This is a genomic window from Pedobacter terrae (assembly GCF_036946585.1).
GTDB classification, from domain to species: Bacteria; Bacteroidota; Bacteroidia; order Sphingobacteriales; family Sphingobacteriaceae; genus Pedobacter; species Pedobacter terrae_C.
Map to the genome: position 1 here is coordinate 1 of NZ_JAQIIV010000008.1, position 19004 is coordinate 19004.

Genomic DNA, 19004 nt, shown 5'->3' on the forward strand with positions numbered 1-19004 from the left:
CCAAATTTTTCCCATTTGGGATTGCTAAAACTTTCATCAGAAAACGAGGCAATGTTCAGAATTTTTAATTTTGGATTGAGTTTGTTGAGTTTGGCCAGAGTCCCAAGCTTTTCATCGCTATGGAACCGACCGTTGAGCTGTAAAATCTTAATGCCTTTGTTTGCTTTTATAAACTTATTCATAGACCAGGCCATGGTCGCATCCCATAAATTTTGGGTTTGGTAAATTTTCATGGTTCCCATGCTGTGTCCACCCAGAGTTTCTGTGAATTTTTCATAATACCTGCCCTGAGCGGTATCAATAGGAATAGGAGGTAAAAAATTGAATGATGTTTTTGGGAAATTTTCCAAAACCTTCAGCCCGCCAATTGTAACAGCATTACTATAACGTGTTGCCGCATTTGCAGCGATAACTTTTAGCCCGTTCTTTTTGGCATATTCAATTAAAGGTCTGTAATCTTTATAATTTCCCCAGGCCCGGCTTTCTTTAATGAAATTCTTTTCAGAAATTAATCCTGCCAGGTATTCATCTATTTCAGGTTGTACATCGGTAGGAAACATTTCTAAAGATAACGCCATTTTTAACGGATATTTTAAATGGAGTTTTTTAAGAAGTTCTGCTTCCAGGTAGTGACCTACTGAATCGTTATGATCTTCGCCAAAAAATAAAACATCAGCATGCTCCATGTCGTCAACAATATCGTTTATTGATATCGGCTTTTGTTTTTTAACATCGTAAATTTTATAGTGTCTGTCTATTTCCTGGGCATATGAGCCAATTGAAATCGCAAAAACAAATACAAATAGGATAAATTTCATGCCTTCAAAATAACAAAATAATTTTCACCGATAAAATAAGGTCACTTACCGCCTTTTACCTGGTTCTTACATGTGGCCTATATAATGATCCTTTACGGATCAATACTTTTGGATTATTAAATACGAGCACAAATGGAAAACATTAATCATCATCATAACCAGGTTAAAAATTCAGGAAGGGTTTGGAGCGGTTTCATCATCATCATCATAGGGTTTGCATTCCTGTTGAACAATATTGGATTAGCTATTCCAGGATGGATATTTAGCTGGTCTAATTTTTTAATTTTACTGGGCGTATTTCTAGGCGTTCGCCGTAACTTTAAGGGGATAGGCTGGCTCATCTTAATTTTGGTCGGTGCCTATAATACGTTAATTCGTATACCTGGTCTGGACCTCGACTTATCGAAATATGCTTTAGGCTTTGGTTTGGTGATCATAGGTAGTTTTTTGATCTTCAGACCAAAGAGTGTGTCCTTTTCTAAGAAAAAAGATAAAAAGAAGGCCAATTTCGATTTTGATGGTGCTGCGGATAAAGAAACCGTAAATAATAACGATGTGATTGATGTAATGGCAGTTTTTGGAGGTAGTCATCAAACGGTTTACACTAAAAACTTTCAGGGCGGTGATATTACGGCTGTTTTTGGCGGTGCCGATATTGTCATGACCCAGGCTGATTTTCCGGAGACCGTATCACTTGATGTAACAGCTGTTTTTGGTGGAATTAAATTGATTGTGCCGCAAAATTGGGCGATAAAATCTAACGTGACGGCATTGTTTGGTAGCGTTGAAGATAAAAGGTCGCATGTGATGCCGGTAGCAGAGCTAAAAAAGACATTGATTTTGGATGGAACGGCTTTATTTGGTGGGATTGAAATAAAAAGTTTCTAAATATTTATGATAAATAACGCCTTATGAAATGGTTTGCAGTAAATTGTATTTATCAGGTAATTTGCGGTGATGGAAAACATAGCCCCCAGTTTAACGAACAAATACGTTTAATCCAGGCGGAATGTATCGGGAAAGTCTTAAGCAAAGCTAATTTGAATGCAGTACATTTCAACCCTTCCCTCAACGATTGTCGGGGAGATAAAATAGTATGGAAGTTTTTAGGTGTGGGTGGAATAGCTGAAGTGGCTGAACTTAAAGATGGTGTGGAAGTAAGTTCCAGAATTGTTGAGCCCAGATCGGTGAAACTATACCTGGAAAAGCTGGCGCATCGCAATAAATCATTAACTAATCAAACTCATTTTGACAACTAGACCTTTATCCGTTCCGCAGATACAGAAAATATCATTGTCCATAGCAATCCTATGGACAGCAATCTGTGCCGCTGGATTACATTATGTAGTTAATTTTTCCTGGTGGATAGCCATAACCGATAGCTTAACCAGTAATTTTTTGTTGGCATTGGCCTGTATAGGAGTAAGCAATATGTTAGGTTATTATCAGCCAAAAAACGAGCGGATTATGTATGTGCTGATTATTACACTGGCGCTCACATTCGTGATTATTTATGCTGCTAAATATAGCATGTTTTACATTTTTGCCGATTATAAAGAATATAAAGATTTTTATAACTTTTCTTTTGCTTTCAGAGGCCTAATTTCTTTTATGTGTCTGGGCTGGTGTGCATTAGCAAATATACTTTGGTATAGGTTAGAAGAACAGTCAGAAACTCACGAAAGACTATCTACGGCAAAAAGTCTGGCTAAAGAAGCTGAGTTAAATAAGTTAAGGCACCAATTGCAACCGCATTTTCTGTTTAATAGTTTAAATTCGGTATTTGCACTTACCATGGTTAATCCAAAAGAAGCAGGCGTAATGATCACTAAATTAGCTTCTTTTCTCCGTGGTACGCTAAAACGAGATGACGAATTATGGGTTTCGGTTGAAGAAGAAATGGAATATATTCAACTATACCTTGATATTGAAAAAGTAAGGTTTAGCCATAGGTTGAATATTGAAGTAAATGTTGCCGAAGATACCTTAAACCTCTGCCTCCCAGGTACGTTGTTACAGCCTATTGTAGAAAATGCCATAAAGTTTGGCCTTTATAACACATCTGCTGGCATTACCATCAAAATTGATGTTACTGTTGAGTATAATATTTTACAATTGCGCGTTCAAAATCCTTTCGATCCTGAAATGAAAGCGGCCGGAGGAACAGGATTTGGTTTAAGTGCCATTAAACGCAGGTTGTATCTGTTATTTGCAAATACTCATTTGTTACAAACCGATATTGAGGCAAATAATTTATATATTACCACCCTAAAAATTCCACAGAAAAATGATCCGGACAATACTAATTGATGATGAGCCTTTAGCGAGAGATATTGTAAAGTATTACCTTTCAGATCATGCAGAAATAGAGATTGTAGCCGAATGTAGCGATGGATTTGAGGGTTTGAAAGCCATTACCTTACATAAGCCTGATTTAATTTTTCTTGATATACAGATGCCTAAAATTAGTGGCTTCGAAATGCTTGAACTGGTGGAGGATAAACCTGCGGTGATTTTTACCACTGCTTTTGATGAATATGCCATCAAAGCGTTTGAAGTTAATGCAGTAGATTATCTGCTTAAGCCGATTGATAAATCGCGTTTTGATGCCGCCATTAAAAAAATACCGGGCAAGTTAAACCAGGCAGAAAATACAGAGGCTGTTTTGGATGCTGCAGCTTTAAGCCCAGCCCAAAACAATCGGGTAGTGGTTAAAAAAGATGGTGTCATTAAGATTATTCCTGTTGCCGATATCAACTATCTGGAAGCTGATGATGATTATGTGAAATTAAGTACTGTTGATGGTGCTTTCTATAAGAACAAAACCATGGCTTATTTCGAACAAACACTAGATGCCAGTCAGTTTATCCGCATACATCGATCATACATCATTAACCTGGCCCAGGTAACCAAAATAGAGCTTAAAGAGAAAGATAGCTATGTAGTGCTGTTGAAGTCTGATATCTGGTTGCCGGTGAGTAAAACGGGCTATGTAAAATTGAAGGCAGCATTGGGGCTTTAGACTGATTTTTTTTGGTAAAAAATTAGCCGTTAAAGCTACTTTTAGCCCTACTTTCCGTTACCATTTTCTTCGACTACGCTACAATTGACAAAATCCAATAGAATCGTCGTCATTCAATAGCTATCAGATCTCGCGCATGCGGGAATCTTCTAACGCTTGAATTGAGATTATTCGTAATAAAATAGATAACGCCTAAGACAATGATTAAAATGATCACATTAGTCCAGTTTTTGAGGAGATTTTTTACATTTGCATTAAATAGAAAAAATAATAATTAATCACGCTTGCATTTGTAGAGAAATCGCTTTATATTTGCACCTCTTAATTTTACAATAGATAATATACAGTCATGAAAAGAACATACCAACCTTCGCAAAGAAAGAGAAGAAACAAACACGGCTTCCGCGAAAGAATGGCAACAGCTAACGGCAGACGAGTATTAGCATCACGTCGTGCTAAAGGAAGAAAAAGATTAACAGTTTCTGACGAACGCAAGCATAAAGCATAATTTTTGATTGCTTTTCCGTTAATTCGGGATCGGCAGATCAAAAATCTGCAATGATCAATCAAAAATATATGTACACATTCAGGAAAGAAGAACGGTTATGCAGCAGGAAACATTTAGACCTGTTGTTTAAAAACGGTTCTTCTTTTTTATTATATCCCTTTCGGATTTCCTATCTTTTTGTTGATGTTACCACTAATGTGCAGGCACAAGTAGTGATCAATGTACCTAAAAGAAGATATAAGCGGGCGGTAGACCGTAACCTGCTCAAGCGCCGCATCCGCGAAGCTTATCGTGTAAATAAACAAGATAAACTATACCTGCCTTTACCTACGGATAGGGGATTGCTTTTGTTTTCCATACAGTTTGTAGGTAAGAGTAAGTATGAGTTTGCTTTTATTGAGAAAAAACTGAACGCTTCCTTCAAACGTTTCCAAAATTTAATCCAGTCCAATGAAATTCATCAATAAAATTTTTGGGTTGGCTTTTTTAGGATTGATTAAAATTTATCAATACGCCATTTCACCTATGCTGGGTGCAAATTGCCGCTTTACCCCAACCTGTTCACAATACGGAATAGAAGCCATTAAAAAACATGGCCCGTTTAAAGGCGGTTGGCTGGCACTGAAACGTATTGGTCGTTGTCATCCCTGGGGTAACCACGGACATGATCCGGTTCCGTAATAAGGTTCAATTGTCATTTGTTGATTAGTCATTATTTTATTATCCAAGTCGGTTAATCGGTCGGTTATTTGTTATCGGCGTCATCTCGACTGTAGCGAAGCGAAATGCCGGTACCTCTAGGCCATTCAAACTTCTTTTTTACAACTGTCAATCACATTGATTTTTATAAAATAAATTATCCCCCGGGATGACATGGGTTGAAAGGATTGACTAGGGACTTGCAACTAAAAACTTCAGACTAGCAAGCCCATCTTTTCATAGTCCCTCTTACATCTTCCATTTTTATTTATCTTTGCCCCATGGCTAAAATACTTCAAATAGAAACTGCTACGGCAATCTGCTCTGTGGCACTATCTGTTAATGGCGAGACAATTTCATTTAAAGAGGAGCAAGGACAGAATCTGCATGCAGCTAATTTAACCCTGTTCATTGATGATGTAATTAAAGCCGCTGGCTTAAGTTATCAGGAATTGGATGCCATTGCTGTCAGTAAAGGGCCAGGATCTTACACAGGTTTGCGTATTGGCGTTTCAACAGCTAAAGGACTTTGCTATGCCTTGGATAAACCTTTAATTGCCATCGAAACATTGAAAATGATGGCTGCTGGTTTTTTGTCGCAAAATCCAGGTTATTCCGGATTAATTTGTCCGATGATTGATGCCAGAAGGATGGAAGTATATACTGCAGTTTTTGATCCTTCACTAAATATATTATTGCCAACTGAAGCTAAAATTATCGACGGAACAAGTTTTAATAACTTTTTTTCCAATCAAATCATTACCTTTTTAGGCGATGGGGCAGCCAAATGTACTGAAGTTTTAACACATCAAAATGCAAAGTTTGACGCTGCTAATTTCAATTCTGCTACATATATGTCTCGCTTAGCTAAGGAGGCTTTTGCTAACCATAATTTTGAAGATGTAGCCTACTTTGAGCCTTTTTACCTGAAAGATTTTGTGGTTACCCAGTCTAAAAAGCAACAAGCGCAAGGTTAAGCCTATCTTCTTTTAAAAATCGAAAACAAGTTTTTAAAGAAGCTGTCGCCATCGCTTTTATCATTAATACCTGGTATTACATCAGCAAATTGGGGGTGATTGACTATATTTCCAAATTTGATGCCTACACCCATATAAAAAGAGGCTCCATTGGCCCCCCTGCCTGTATACGCATTTTTTTTAATTAGCCCATAACTTTGGTAACCGGTAGCCAGAAAATTATCAGTACCCATAAACAACTCAAAATTAGGTGTTTGATATTTGCCCTGCAGTCCAACCATGAAAACACCATTTAAATTGTACAAAGGTGTTACACTGCCCGAAAAATCGTTAATAATAAAAGTATTTACGAAAGCAATATCTCCACCTTTGTAAAACAGGTTTTTTGAAACAGCCAAAGCAGGTTTGTAAAAGCCATAATGTTTAGACATGTAAAAATCAATTTTGGCATTGGTTGGAGCCAGGAACTTTTTGGGTTGCTCCGCCTGCAAGAAAATATCTTGTATTTTTCGATTGGTATTCGATTGATTGTTTTCGATATTTTCTATAATTTTTGATTGATCGATAGTTGTACGTTGGGTATTGCTACGCCACCAGATAAATCCTAAATCTTTAACGTTAGCCATTAAAAATAAGCCTTTTTTTGTAGTGTAGTTGGTGCCAAAACCAAATGACAAACCAGGGTTTTTGAAATTTGGAAAGAAGTTTTTCTTATTGATCTCATCAAAAATCAGAGAAATTGGCTGAATAAGTTCCGTTCAAATTAATTAACAATGCATCCGACTCGGGATCGATGTATAATTGGGAATCATAAACATTTAATTTATTGTAAAGAATCCCGCTTAATACACTGGCTTTTAAACCAAATGCAAGCCTTTTGTTCCAGTTTTCGCGGTAGGTAAAGCTAAGCTGATGGTAACTCTGCTGATAACCTTTGGTGTTGAAAATTCCTGCATAGAGCTGGTTGCTATTAAACCGCTCGAACGAATCAAAAATGGCCAAAGTTTCGTTGGTGTAATCGATATGGGCATCAGACCTGATCTGCCATGAAAAGCCCATTTCTTTCTGATACTTATAAGACTTAAAAAGCCTAAATGTTGCTACGTAGATATTGCTGTTTTCAAAAAATGATTGACCTCTCCGGTGCCAATGTATAAACTTCTTGTATCAAAAATGCCTTCCTGTGTGAGTTTTCTTATTGCAAATTCAGAATCACCCTTATTAATAGCATTTGTTCCAAAATAAGGTAGGAAAAAATTAGAAGAAAATTTTCTTGATGAATCTAAGGTGAAAGATTTTTGAGAAGGATTTTCAAATGCATCGAACATGGTTTTGGTACCAAAAGCGCATATTGTTGAGCATGTGTAACCCCAAAGCTGGCCATTGCCAGTAACGCAAGTAAAAGTTTCTTCATGTAAAATAGTTTATTGGATGTGTTTCCTTATTAACGGTTACTCAATGAATCTGGTATTTTGGGTTGTACGTATTTGTTTAAAAGCAAGTTAGTAATGAATTTGTTTTTATCCGCACTCATCTGGTAACAGAAAGTATCGAAACTTTTTAAGCCACTGTCAGCTCGTAAATGTCTGTAGAAATTCAGTTGGATATTGTGCCTGAAAATATCTGCCGAATTTTTCGTGTTAATGTAATAGCTTATATTGGAAGTGGTCGAAATTTCATTTATTGCATCTATATACTGTGGCGTTTGTATTAAAAGCTTGTTGTTTTTATAATGATTTAAAAATGATTCTATCGTACTCGCATTATTGGCTACAACCAGATTATTGTCAATAATGGTATAATAAGGCCGTGTAAATTTTTTAAAGGGTTCACCAAAATAACTATATAAGATATCAGCCGATTTAAAGAGTTTAACGTCCTCGTTATAGTCTGTACTCACGTCGAGTAATAACTGTTTTGTCTTTTCGCCATTGGATAAAGAAATTGCACCCAATTTTTCGCTGGTATTTAACTGAAAAAGAACAAACTGATTCTTTGTATAAGTAGTAAATATCGAGTTTAAATCAGTTCTGTAATCATCCCTTACCCTCTTTATTACGGCATTGATTTTTGAAAGTACTTTAATCCGTTCCTGCCAGGTATTTAGTTTCTTGAACCATTTTCCATAATCATCATAAGCATAAAGTGCGTAATTTGCCGTGTTATCGGGCAAAATATTTTGGATCGATGTATTTTGTGCAGCGGTGTTTTCAAATAGCTTAATGTAATTGTGCTGATCTTTGACTTCTGTACTTCCGTTAAATAGAATTTTCTCTTTGCTAAAATTGTAATTGAGTACAGCATAACTGTTCTGTTGGTTAAAAAGGGTAATTTCTCCATTAATATTGCCCGCAATAATATTTTTAAGTAATAAGGGAGCCTGGTTAAAATTAATGTAAATGTTAGCCAGTACATTTTTAATCTGGTGGTTATTCTCTTTAATGTATTCCGTAAAAGGATTTTCAGTTAAACGGATATTGGCATCATTTATCAATTTTAAGGATGTCGAAACCGTTAGTACCTGGTTTTGGATACCCAAATAAACCTGTAAGCTGTCATTTATCTTCACCGTATAAAGCGACTTCGAATTTTCGGTAATTACTCGTTTAAGCTTTAGTTGATCATAGAATTTTTTGATGTCGTTATCGGGCTGAATTTGTAAAGTGACCAGGAAATTAAGGGTTTTATTTGAATCAGGTAATACGCTGATATAAACCTGCTGATCTTTCAGATACCTGTTGAGCAAATTGTCATCGATGATATTTGTTTTTAGCTGTTTCAAGAGGCTCATTTTATCTTTACCCAAAACCTGCTGGATCAGTTGTTGCCCTTCAATAATGTCGTAAAAACCTTTATCGTTTCGGAAAGAAAATACCAAGGCTGCATTATTGGTTGCCGATTGCAGCGCGAGGTCTTTCGCATCATTTTCAATTCCCAATTTTGAAAAATAGAGGTAGGCCATAGAGGCTACACCTAAAAATAATGCACTTGTTAGAATTATGATTTTTTTCATCTGCTATGCAACAAATTTAATTTATTACATTCATTAGTGAGAAGTTCTTTGTCAAATTATTAATTTAGCGACTGCTACTTGCAATTAATTATGAATAAACGAATAATCCTTACTGCTTCTTTTTTCGGTGCTGTTGCCGTTTTGTTGGGTGCATTTGGTGCTCACGGACTAAAGGCTTTAATTGATGGACCATCATTAGAAATTTGGCAAAAAGGTGTTGATTACCAGTTCTATCATACATTTGCTTTATTATACCTTTCTACCTTTGCCCGTTACCGGAATAAGCTTATTAATATCGCCTATTTTTGCTTTACATTTGGGATTATTCTTTTTTCAGGATCATTATATTTATTGGCTACCCGAAGCATATCACATCTAGGGTTTACCGAATATATCGGTCCGGTGACACCAATTGGCGGGTTACTATTTGCATTAGGATGGATAATGCTATTTTTTGCTGCATTTAAAGATAAATAATGAACACTTTCGAAAACGATATTTTTTCAGAAAGAGAAACACTTTTTGTGGAAGTTATTTTGCCTTTATCTTTGGCGAAGAACTATACTTATCGGGTACCTTTTGATTTAAACGATCAGATCGCTGTTGGAAAACGGGTAGTGGTACAATTTGGAAAGCATCGGATTTATACGGCTTTAATTAGCGCAATCAGCAAGGTGCCACCATCGGTTTATGAGGCAAAATACATTATTGATGTGGTTGATGCCGAGCCTGTAATTACACCCATGCAGCTTAAATTCTGGACATGGATGACCAATTATTATATGTGTAACGAAGGCGATGTCATGGCGGCGGCCCTGCCTGCCAGTTTAAAATTGGCCAGCGAAACTATTCTGATTCTTCGCGACGATTATAATGACGATGCTACGCTTACCGATAAGGAAGAAATTATTATCAATGCACTGAAACAGCAACAGAAACTCACCGTCAATGATGTTTCTAAACTACTTGGGCAAAAAACAGTGTATCCTATTATCAATCATCTTCTGGAAAAGGAACTTATATTAGTAGCAGAAGAAGTGGTGCAGAAATATAAACCTTTGCTTAAATCATTCGTTGTTTTAAATGATTTTTACAGCGATGAGGAAAATCTGAAACAGCTTTTTAATATTTTAGATAAAGCACCTAAACAGTTAGATGCGCTGTTGGCTTACCTGAAATTACAAAAATCAAATCTACCGATTGCCAAAGAACAGCTTTTAGCAGAAAGCAATTGTGGACCCGCGGCATTAAGAGCTTTAACAGACAAAGATATTTTTGTGGTGATGAAAAGGCCGGTTAGCCGTTTAGCTGCCCATGATGAAGAATTTAGCGTTAATTTCGAATTGAATGATGGTCAGCAGAAAGCGTTGAACCAGATTGACCAGCATTTTGAAGAGAAAGAGGTGGTTTTACTGCATGGCGTAACTGCATCAGGAAAAACGCAGGTTTATATTAAACTGATTGAAAAAATAATCCGGCATACAGATGGACAGGTACTGTTCCTGTTGCCGGAAATTGCCTTAACTACACAAATTGTAGAGCGGATTAAACGTTATTTCGGCAATTCGATTGGGGTATACCATTCTAAATTCAACAATAGTGAGCGGGTAGAGATCTGGAACAAGGTAAGAACAGGCGCCTATAAAGTAATCCTTGGTGCGCGTTCAGCGGTTTTTCTTCCTTTTGAAGATTTGAAGCTGATTGTAGTTGATGAAGAACACGAACCTTCTTACAAACAATATGATCCGGCTCCCCGCTATCAGGCCAGGGATGCTGCCATTTATTTGGGATACTTGCACCAGGCTAAGGTTGTTTTAGGCTCAGCTACACCATCTTTGGAGAGCTATTATAACGCTTTACAGGGTAAATATGGACTTGTGGAAATGAAAGAGCGTTTTGGAGGCGTTCAGCTTCCGAATCAGCAGGTGGTGAGTATTGCTGAAGAAACGAAGAAAAAAACGATGAGTTCGTATTTCTCCAGCGTGATGATCAAAGATATCGATCTGGCGCTTTCTAAAAAAGAACAGGTTGTATTGTTTCAAAACAGGAGGGGTTACGCCACCATTCTCATTTGTGCAACCTGTGGCTATACGCCAAAATGTGTAAACTGCGATGTAAGTTTAACCTATCATAAAAGCAGTGGTAAATTGCATTGCCATTATTGTGGTTACCAGCAAAGTAGTATTAATATTTGTCCGGCCTGTGGTTCAGTGCATGTAGAGCAAAAAGGTTTTGGTACCGAGCGGATTGAAGAAGAACTCAGGCTACTTTATCCAGAAGTGAACATTGCCAGGTTAGACATGGATAGTACGAGAACAAAAAATGGCTTGCAGCAGATCTTAAATGATTTTCAAGATAAGAAAACTGATATTTTAATCGGTACGCAGATGGTGGCCAAAGGATTGGATTTCGACAACCTGAACCTGATTGGCGTAATTAATGCTGATACACTTTTAGGTTATCCCGATTTCCGCGCATACGAAAGAAGCTTTCAACTGCTGGCACAGGTTGCGGGTAGGGCAGGTAGAAGGGCTGATCAGGGCAATGTTTGTATTCAGACTTACGATGCTGAAAACCGGATCATCAAACAGGTGGTGAACAACGATTATGCGGGAATGTATCATGACGAGATTATAGAGCGGGAGAAATTTCTTTATCCGCCGTTTTCCAGGATGATATTTTTGTACATCAAACATAAAGATTCGCATATTTTAGATCATGCTGCATTTACCTTGGCAAATATTCTGAAAGGAAAATTTGGTAAACGCGTTCTAGGTCCCGAACAGCCACTGGTAAGCCGTGTACGTAACCTCTATATCAAACAAATTATTATTAAGGCCGATAAACATACCGCCATTCAAAAAGTTAAAGATGCATTAAGAGAAACCCTTACCGAGTTTAATGCCACTAAAGAATTTAAAGGCATTTTTACACAAATAGACGTAGATCCGTATTAGAAATGATTGAATAACGGAGTTTTAAATGAGTAAATGTTTTTTCCTTTTCACATTCACTCATTCAACCCTTCACTCCTTCAATCATTCTTCAGTGTGGAGAATGTATCATTCTCTAATTCAGGTCATCCATTCGCTAGTGCAATTATTCTCTCATTTTCTCCTTGTATCACCGTTAAAAAAAGCTAATTTTGAAGCTCATGGCGTATAAATTTGTTGATAATTACCGAGAACGTGGAGCGAGAAAAAAACTGGTTGAGTTGTTAAAATCCCGTGGAATTGAAGATGAAAATGTATTAGCGGCCATAGGTAAAGTTCCACGTCATTTCTTTTTTGATGAAACTTTTTGGAGCCAGGCCTACAAAGATATTGCTTTCCCCATAGGCGATGGACAAACCATCTCTCAGCCTTATACGGTTGCTTACCAAAGTGAACTGCTGCATATTAAAAAAGGAGATAAAGTGCTCGAAATCGGAACCGGATCGGGTTATCAAACCTGCATTTTAATGGAATTGGGTGCTACCGTTTTCACGATAGAAAGACAGGAGAATATTTACAACAGAACCATTCAGGTTTTGCCTGGGATGGGTTATAGGCCCACTTTTTATTGTGGTGATGGCTCTAAAGGAATTGCTGCCCATGCGCCATACGACAAAATAATTGTTACCGCTGGTGCACCAATGGTTCCGGAAATTTTATTAAAACAATTAAAAATTGGTGGCATTCTGGTGATTCCGGTAGGGGATGAGAAAACCCAGAAAATGGTTACGGTAATCCGTGTAAGTGAAACAGATTATGACAAAATTGTACTAGATACCTTTAGGTTTGTGCCCTTGGTTGGTGACCAGGCATGGTAGTTCAGTTTTCAGTTGACAGTTAATAGTCGGCTTTTCGAACTGAAAACTATTAACTGCCAATTGGATTATCTTTTCATTGCTCTATCCAATTCCCGCTTGGTATCTCTATCTTTAATACTATCGCGTTTGTCGAATTCTTTTTTACCTTGGGCCAGTGCAATTTCCATTTTGGCAAAACCCCTTTCATTAATAAAGATGCGTAAAGGAACAATAGTATAACCTTTTTCTTCTCCTTTCAGCTTTAGTTTTCTAATTTCTTTTTTCTGAAGTAATAGGGCCCTGTCGCGTTTAATATCATGGTGATAAAAAGAACTGTGGCTATATTCAGAGATATGGAGGTTGCGCACAAAAAGATTGCCACCAATAAACATGCAAAATGCATCCGTCATGTTGGCTTTACCTTGTCTAATTGCTTTTATTTCTGTTCCTAAAAGTGCAATCCCAGCTACGTATTTATCTAAAAGATTGTAGTCAAAATATGCTCTTTTATTCTTGATGTTGATGTCGTTTTTCAAAATTTTAATAAGTGTATTACTGTAATGTATAACGGTGTGTAAAACAAAATGTTTGGACTACAAAAGCAATCCGTCATGCTGAAACCGTTTCAGGATCCTCTGTAAAGATTCTTAAATGAATTTGGTAGTCTACCAATCATGAAAGGTCGTTTATGCAATTTGCGGTCCACAGCTTGCAAATATCTTAAAAATTGGTGTGATAATTTAGTTTTAATTTAATTGTATAGATAAAGAAGTCAAGTTTTTTTAGGAGAGAGCGGGTATTCAAACCTGACTTCTTTGATTTTTGGAAATTATCGATATTTCCCTTTCGCAGGTCTTAGTCCAGCTTGCTCTGAACAAAAGTGGAAAACGACTTTGGTTGCGGCATCAATCTGTTTATTTAACATTGGCTGTTGCAAAAGAACAAGCCTTTCATCAGCTTACAAGCCCCTTCTTCTTAAACCTGACAGGAGCGAACACGACGTGCAACGGAGTAAAGCGGATGGTAGGACTGCAGAACCGATGAAAAAACTGACATTCATTTTCTGACGATGATGCTTTCATAAAAGAGAAGTCAAGTTTCATAATAACGCGCATATTTAACCTGAATCTCCTGGATAAAATATTCATCCGTTTGTAAAAGCTATGGGATATATTGTTATGTTCGTATTTATTCGTTTAAGTTTGAAGTTAAAATGTCGGAAATGAAATTCAGAAACATACTTTTAATCTTATTCTTAGCCGTAACTTTTCAGGTAAATGCACAGCAACCTACATTATTGCCGCAGTTTACCTTTTATAAACTGGATGGAAAACCCTTTTCAAATGGCGATATTAAACAAGGGAAAAAAAATCTCTTTATATTGTTTGATTGTACCTGTGAGCACTGCCAGCGGGAAAGCAAAAACCTGAATGCAAATTACGCCAAGTTTAAGGATGTGAATATTTATATGATTACTATGGATGAAGCTTATATCATTCCGCAGTTTTTTAATTCGTATGCCAAAGGCTTAAATGCAAAGCCTAATGTATTGGTATTACAGGATAAAAAGCGAATCTTTATTCCAACGTTTTTACCAAAACAATACCCGGCAATGTATTTATATTCACCTGCCGGTAAGTTATTAATGTACCAATCTGGTGATGGTGGTATCAAAAAAATGATGACGGTAGTGAGCAAATAATCTCTGATTCTCCGGATAAACCCAATCATGAAGTGTTTATCTGCAAAAAATTTGTGATTAATTATAGTTTACCTGATAATCAGTACCGGAATGTTCACTTTGTGCCGCACAGAATCTACTGTAGTGCCAAAAACAAGGTCTTTTAAACCTTTATGTCCGTGTGCACCCATTACCAAAAGTTCCATTTCGTTGCGGTTGCTGATCTCTGCTATGGCCTTACCTGTGCTTCCAAAACCGATAAACGGTGTCGCTTCATATCCTAGGTCTTCCAGATTAGCTCTGTACCGCTCCAGGTTAGCAGCGTCGCTTTGCGTTTCATGGTCCATTACTTCCTTGCCCAGATAACGGGCAGCAGCTGTTTCCACAATATGGATCAAGTAATAATGCGCATCTTTGCCGCCTTGAATTAAAGCATGCCTGATGGTATTTCTATCGTTTTTAGAGAAATCCACCGCAATTCCAATTTTTTTATAGGTGATCTTATCAATTTTGCCAATATCCAAAGCATCCCCATGTGGCACAATTTTTCTGGCTGCATTTTTTTTCTGCTCCAATAAGGGGTGAAAGAAAACATAGAGCAAAAGTAGCACAATGAGGATTAAAGCAGGTATTACAATCGCGTAAATCCACCAGTTATTAGCCTCTTTGGCCCAACCGCTTACTTCTTCCATTACCAGTTTTACATTGAGCGCGATGATCACAACGGCACTTGCCCAGGCTAACACCTTTACCCATGTTTTAATGGCAAAGTCTTTCATCAGTTTTTTATCTGATGTAAAATGGATCAAGGGGATGATCGCGAAACCCAGCTGCAAACTTAACACCACCTGGCTTAGCACCAATAAACCACCAAGGGCATCGTCGCCATAGTGCAAAATGGTAAAAAATGCAGGTATGATGGCCAATAAACGGGTAATCAGTCTCCGTAGCCATGGTTGAATCCTTAAATTGATGTGCCCTTCCATAATAATCTGTCCGGCTAAGGTTCCGGTAACGGTAGAGCTTTGTCCTGCAGCAATTAGTGCGATGGCAAATAGGGTTGGGGCTACATTGCCAAAAATATTGGAAAGTAATTTATGTGCATCCTGAATTTCCGCCACCTCGTGTAATCCATTTTTATAAAAAGCTGCGGCAGCAAGAATCAATATGGCTGCGTTAACAAAAAAGGCCAGGTTTAACGCCACTGTGGTATCAATAAGGTTAAATTTTAAGGCTTCCTTAATTCCCCTATTGCTACGCTCAATTTTCCTGGTTTGGACCAAAGAGGAATGAAGGTAGAGGTTGTGCGGCATCACCGTTGCACCAATAATCCCAATGGCAATATAAAGCGCATCGCCATTAAGTATAGAGGGCTCAAAACCTTTGGCTACTTCTTTAAGTGAGGGTTCCACAATAAACATCTCGACCAAAAAGGAAATCCCGACAATAAAAACCATTGAAACAATAAATCCTTCCATGGCCCTCATGCCTTTGTTGAGTAAAAAAAGCAATAAAATGGTATCAAAAATAGTGATGGTAATGCCCCAGATGAGTGGTAAGCCAAACAGTAACTGTAAACCAATGGCCATCCCGATAATTTCGGCAAGATCGCATGCTATAATTGCGGTTTGTGCCAAAGCGAACAATGGAATGTTGGCCCAACGTGGATAAGCTTGTTTAGAAGCCTGTGCCAAATCTAATCCCCTCACTATACCTAAGCGGGCGCTTAGCGATTGTAAAAGTAGCGCAATGAGGTTCGACATCAATAGAACCCAGATCAATTGATAACCGAATTTACTTCCGCCTGCCAAATCTGTTGCCCAGTTTCCCGGATCCATGTAGCCCACACTGATTAAATAAGCCGGACCAATGAAAGCCAGAATTCTGCGCCAGCCTTTTCTTTTATCGGTATTTACACTTTGATGTACTTCACTTAGCGATTCAGTTTTTGCCATTACTGCTGATTAAAATATGTTTTGCAACTTCTCTACTAATATTAATTTGTTTATCGGATAACTGGATCTCAACCGAACCGTCGAAATCGGTAACATCGCTAACCTGAATTTGTTTGCCAAGTGTAAGCCCTAATTTTTCTAAATGTTTTAAAAAAGCAGAGCTATGTTGACTCACGCCGGTAATGGTGCCAGCATCGCCTACTTTTAATTCAATAAGTTTGATAAACTGGGTTTTAGCAAATCGTCCGTTTTTATCGGGAATGGGATCGCCATGAGGGTCTGCTTTTGGGAAGCCTAAAAATTCATCCAGTCTTTCAATCAGCTCAACTGATTTAATGTGTTCCAATTCTTCAGCTACATCATGTACTTCATCCCATTTAAAATTTAATTTGTCAACCAAAAAAACTTCCCATAATCTATGCTTGCGTACGATATCTATCGCTGTGTTTTTTCCAGTTTCGGTTAAAGTGACACCTTGATATTTAACATAATCAATCAGTCCTTTCTCTGCTAATTTTTTGATCATATCAGTAACCGATGCGGGTTTGGTTTGCATTTGCTCTGCGATAGCATTGGTTTGAACGTTTACGGTTTTCTCTGCCAGATGATAAATAGTCTTCAAATAGTTTTCTTCAGTGTAACTCTGCATTTATATTTATCTAATTTTATTTTTAGGTAAATCTAAAAATTATTTGTTAAAATATATATGATAAATGATGTTAAAATTTAGAATTTAATTTGGTTATTTGTAATCCAAAATACTTTTAACACCATATGGCATCTGAATTAGATAAAATTGATTTTAAAATCTTAAGAATACTTCAAGAAAACGGAAGAATTACCAATCTGCTTTTATCGCAGGAGATTGGTTTATCGCCTGCACCAACATTGGAGCGTGTACGCAAGCTTGAAATGGCAGGATATATCAAAAGTTATCATGCATTGGTAGATGAAGAAAAATTGGGTTTAGGTATTAAAACCTTTATTCAGATTCAACTCGATTTTCATAAAAACAACACCATCCAGATCTTTTTGGATGAAGTAAATCAAATCGAAGAAATCACAGAGTGTCATCATGTTACGGGTCAGGCCGATTTTTTGCTAAAGGTTTATGTAAAGGATATTAAATCATATGAACGTTTAATCATGGATAAGATTAGTAAGATCTCTGTAGTGAAAACCTTCCAAACGATGATGATCATGTCTACTACCAAGAAGGAACCTATAGTTCCATTAGAATACTAGACTTTTTCGGTTCGTCACCCAGAACTTCCGCCCGGCCGGTCGGAGGGGTGTTTCAGGGTCTTAGCGGTTAAAGTTTTTACAGTTTCTTTTTAACATATAAGGAATATAATTGCATATTAGATATAGTGCTTATATGTAATTTATATTCCTTATATGGTTCGGGCTTTCGCAGATTTCTATCTCTTTGTATATTGGTAGTTAATCTCTTGTGAGCTGCGTCGCCAGGTATTTCCCTTAAATTTGTTAAGCATTTCAGGTTAATATATTAATTCAATGGTTTTGTAGCGCAATTGAAGTGCTTATCGGTTTCATCATTCCCGCATTCCTTCCTGCCACGATGAAGAATCGAGGGCATCCATTCAATCGGGGCTATACACAAAGGTTCTCACTCATAGCTTCATTCTCTTTAACAGTCTGCACTGCCAAAAAGGCTGCTGAAATTATTTTTCAAAATCAAAAAATGTCAGCATTGTCAGCTATAAAAATATTGTCATCTTAATTTTCTCAAAATATTGGCATTAATTGAAAACGATGTTTAAATGCAGTCAGAACACTTTTTGTTTTCATAAAATTCTATATGACAATTGCATGATTGTGAATTGTGGAATTGGTTCTACATTTGCTTAACGGTGTTAAATGATTTACACCTTATATTCGAAGTGATGGGAAGTAAAGAGAGAATTCTACGTTTAAAAGATGAAACCAGAACAAAAATTCTGGATGCCGCCTTGAACATTGTTCAAACAGAGGGCTGGCAAGCATTGAGTATGCGTAAAATTGCCGACCAGATCGAATATACGGCGCCGATTATTTACGAGTACTTTTCCAACAAAGAAGGAATCTTACTGGAACTGACCAGAAGAGGATATTTAATGTTGGCTAAAGATATCCGTGAAGCCAGGGATAAACATGAATCTCCAGAAGATAAAATGGAAGCCATGTGGATTGCCTACTGGAACTTTGCTTTTGCCCACAAAGAATTTTATCAGTTGATGTATGGGGTAGACATGGTTTGCTGCAACGTTAAAAGTTCAATGCCCGAAGCTGAAACGGTGGGCGGTATGCTGGCCGATGTGATCGAATCTTTATTCGAGAAAAAGCCGGTGTCCGAAGATGATATCTGTATGAAGTATTATACGTATTGGTCGATCATCCATGGTTTAATTTCCATTAACCTGGTGCGCCCTTATGGCAGAACAACTGATGAATTAAACCATCAAATTTTAAAAGATGCCATCAAAGGCATTACATTATCTATTAACAGTTAGCATTTTTTTTAAACAGTGACTTAACACT

General features: G+C 37.3%; 22 protein-coding genes. 14 read left to right on the forward strand and 8 right to left on the reverse strand.

Features of this window, described 5'->3' with window-relative positions:
* A partial coding sequence (locus tag PGN18_RS12530; RefSeq protein WP_335319835.1) for a ChaN family lipoprotein occupies positions 1–818 on the reverse strand: 818 nt, incomplete at its 3' end.
* 132 nt (positions 819–950) lie between these two features.
* Here PGN18_RS12530 and PGN18_RS12535 point away from each other — a divergent pair.
* The 8 genes from PGN18_RS12535 to tsaB all read left to right on the forward strand — a co-directional run bounded on the left by PGN18_RS12535 (position 951) and on the right by tsaB (position 6024).
* Positions 951–1706 (forward strand): LiaF transmembrane domain-containing protein, encoded by a 756-nt coding sequence (locus tag PGN18_RS12535; protein WP_335319836.1) that lies wholly within the window; start codon positions 951–953, stop codon positions 1704–1706.
* 23 nt (positions 1707–1729) lie between these two features.
* A complete protein-coding gene (locus PGN18_RS12540) occupies positions 1730–2077 on the forward strand; it encodes a DUF4288 domain-containing protein (protein ID WP_335319837.1) in 348 nt (115 codons plus the stop codon).
* 34 nt (positions 2078–2111) lie between these two features.
* On the forward strand, positions 2112–3128 hold the full coding sequence (locus PGN18_RS12545) for a sensor histidine kinase (protein ID WP_335319838.1): 1017 nt from the start codon (positions 2112–2114) through the stop codon (positions 3126–3128).
* Positions 3106–3840, forward strand: a complete 735-nt coding sequence (locus PGN18_RS12550) for a LytR/AlgR family response regulator transcription factor (protein ID WP_335319839.1) — start codon at positions 3106–3108, stop codon at positions 3838–3840. The genes PGN18_RS12545 and PGN18_RS12550 overlap by 23 nt, the downstream gene beginning before the upstream one ends.
* A 349-nt stretch (positions 3841–4189) precedes the next feature.
* Positions 4190–4348, forward strand: coding sequence for a 50S ribosomal protein L34 (gene rpmH / locus PGN18_RS12555; RefSeq protein ID WP_010601723.1), 159 nt, complete (start codon positions 4190–4192; stop codon positions 4346–4348).
* A 50-nt stretch (positions 4349–4398) separates the two neighbouring features.
* Entirely contained in the window at positions 4399–4815 is a 417-nt protein-coding gene (locus tag PGN18_RS12560) for a ribonuclease P protein component (RefSeq protein WP_335319840.1), read from the forward strand.
* Positions 4799–5029, forward strand: coding sequence for a membrane protein insertion efficiency factor YidD (yidD, locus tag PGN18_RS12565; protein ID WP_335319841.1), 231 nt, complete (start codon positions 4799–4801; stop codon positions 5027–5029). Before PGN18_RS12560 ends, yidD begins: the two co-directional genes overlap by 17 nt.
* A 299-nt stretch (positions 5030–5328) precedes the next feature.
* Complete coding sequence (gene tsaB / locus PGN18_RS12570; RefSeq protein ID WP_335319842.1) at positions 5329–6024, forward strand: tRNA (adenosine(37)-N6)-threonylcarbamoyltransferase complex dimerization subunit type 1 TsaB; 696 nt, start codon at positions 5329–5331, stop codon at positions 6022–6024.
* Between the two features lie 2 nt (positions 6025–6026).
* On the opposite strand, the gene PGN18_RS12575 is transcribed toward tsaB, so the two are convergent.
* The 4 genes from PGN18_RS12575 to PGN18_RS12590 all read right to left on the reverse strand — a co-directional run bounded on the left by PGN18_RS12575 (position 6027) and on the right by PGN18_RS12590 (position 9037).
* Positions 6027–6701 carry a hypothetical protein gene (locus PGN18_RS12575; RefSeq protein ID WP_335319843.1) on the reverse strand — a complete coding sequence of 225 codons (675 nt, stop codon included), beginning with the start codon at positions 6699–6701 and terminating at the stop codon, positions 6027–6029.
* Positions 6702–6747: 46 nt separating this feature from the next.
* A complete protein-coding gene (locus tag PGN18_RS12580) occupies positions 6748–7083 on the reverse strand; it encodes a DUF5723 family protein (protein ID WP_335319844.1) in 336 nt (111 codons plus the stop codon).
* A 41-nt stretch (positions 7084–7124) separates the two neighbouring features.
* Complete coding sequence (locus tag PGN18_RS12585) at positions 7125–7352, reverse strand: hypothetical protein (protein ID WP_335319845.1); 228 nt, start codon at positions 7350–7352, stop codon at positions 7125–7127.
* A 116-nt stretch (positions 7353–7468) separates the two neighbouring features.
* Positions 7469–9037: a hypothetical protein gene (locus PGN18_RS12590; RefSeq protein WP_335319846.1), complete on the reverse strand. Its 1569-nt coding sequence runs from the start codon at positions 9035–9037 to the stop codon at positions 7469–7471.
* 90 nt (positions 9038–9127) lie between these two features.
* Between PGN18_RS12590 and PGN18_RS12595 the strand changes: the two genes are divergently transcribed.
* From PGN18_RS12595 to PGN18_RS12605, 3 genes are all read left to right on the forward strand, one after another.
* Positions 9128–9514, forward strand: coding sequence for a DUF423 domain-containing protein (locus PGN18_RS12595; RefSeq protein ID WP_335319847.1), 387 nt, complete (start codon positions 9128–9130; stop codon positions 9512–9514).
* Complete coding sequence (gene priA / locus PGN18_RS12600; RefSeq protein WP_335319848.1) at positions 9514–11994, forward strand: replication restart helicase PriA; 2481 nt, start codon at positions 9514–9516, stop codon at positions 11992–11994. Before PGN18_RS12595 ends, priA begins: the two co-directional genes overlap by 1 nt.
* A gap of 197 nt (positions 11995–12191) precedes the next feature.
* Complete coding sequence (locus PGN18_RS12605) at positions 12192–12848, forward strand: protein-L-isoaspartate(D-aspartate) O-methyltransferase (RefSeq protein ID WP_335319849.1); 657 nt, start codon at positions 12192–12194, stop codon at positions 12846–12848.
* A gap of 65 nt (positions 12849–12913) precedes the next feature.
* On the opposite strand, the gene smpB is transcribed toward PGN18_RS12605, so the two are convergent.
* Complete coding sequence (gene smpB / locus PGN18_RS12610; protein WP_090496795.1) at positions 12914–13363, reverse strand: SsrA-binding protein; 450 nt, start codon at positions 13361–13363, stop codon at positions 12914–12916.
* A 686-nt stretch (positions 13364–14049) separates the two neighbouring features.
* Between smpB and PGN18_RS12615 the strand changes: the two genes are divergently transcribed.
* A complete protein-coding gene (locus PGN18_RS12615) occupies positions 14050–14529 on the forward strand; it encodes a TlpA family protein disulfide reductase (RefSeq protein WP_335319850.1) in 480 nt (159 codons plus the stop codon).
* A 68-nt stretch (positions 14530–14597) separates the two neighbouring features.
* On the opposite strand, the gene PGN18_RS12620 is transcribed toward PGN18_RS12615, so the two are convergent.
* Together PGN18_RS12620 and PGN18_RS12625 are read right to left on the reverse strand one after the other, a co-directional pair.
* Positions 14598–16463: an Nramp family divalent metal transporter gene (locus tag PGN18_RS12620; RefSeq protein ID WP_335319851.1), complete on the reverse strand. Its 1866-nt coding sequence runs from the start codon at positions 16461–16463 to the stop codon at positions 14598–14600.
* Positions 16450–17112, reverse strand: coding sequence for a metal-dependent transcriptional regulator (locus tag PGN18_RS12625; RefSeq protein ID WP_335319852.1), 663 nt, complete (start codon positions 17110–17112; stop codon positions 16450–16452). Before PGN18_RS12625 ends, PGN18_RS12620 begins: the two co-directional genes overlap by 14 nt.
* A gap of 125 nt (positions 17113–17237) precedes the next feature.
* Here PGN18_RS12625 and PGN18_RS12630 point away from each other — a divergent pair, with 125 nt between their 5' ends.
* Both PGN18_RS12630 and PGN18_RS12635 read left to right on the forward strand, forming a co-directional pair.
* The gene (locus tag PGN18_RS12630) at positions 17238–17708 is read left to right on the forward strand and encodes an Lrp/AsnC family transcriptional regulator (RefSeq protein ID WP_335319853.1); all 471 of its coding nucleotides are present in this window, start codon (positions 17238–17240) and stop codon (positions 17706–17708) included.
* A 662-nt stretch (positions 17709–18370) separates the two neighbouring features.
* Entirely contained in the window at positions 18371–18976 is a 606-nt protein-coding gene (locus tag PGN18_RS12635; protein WP_335319854.1) for a TetR/AcrR family transcriptional regulator, read from the forward strand.
* Positions 18977–19004: the final 28 nt, after the last annotated feature.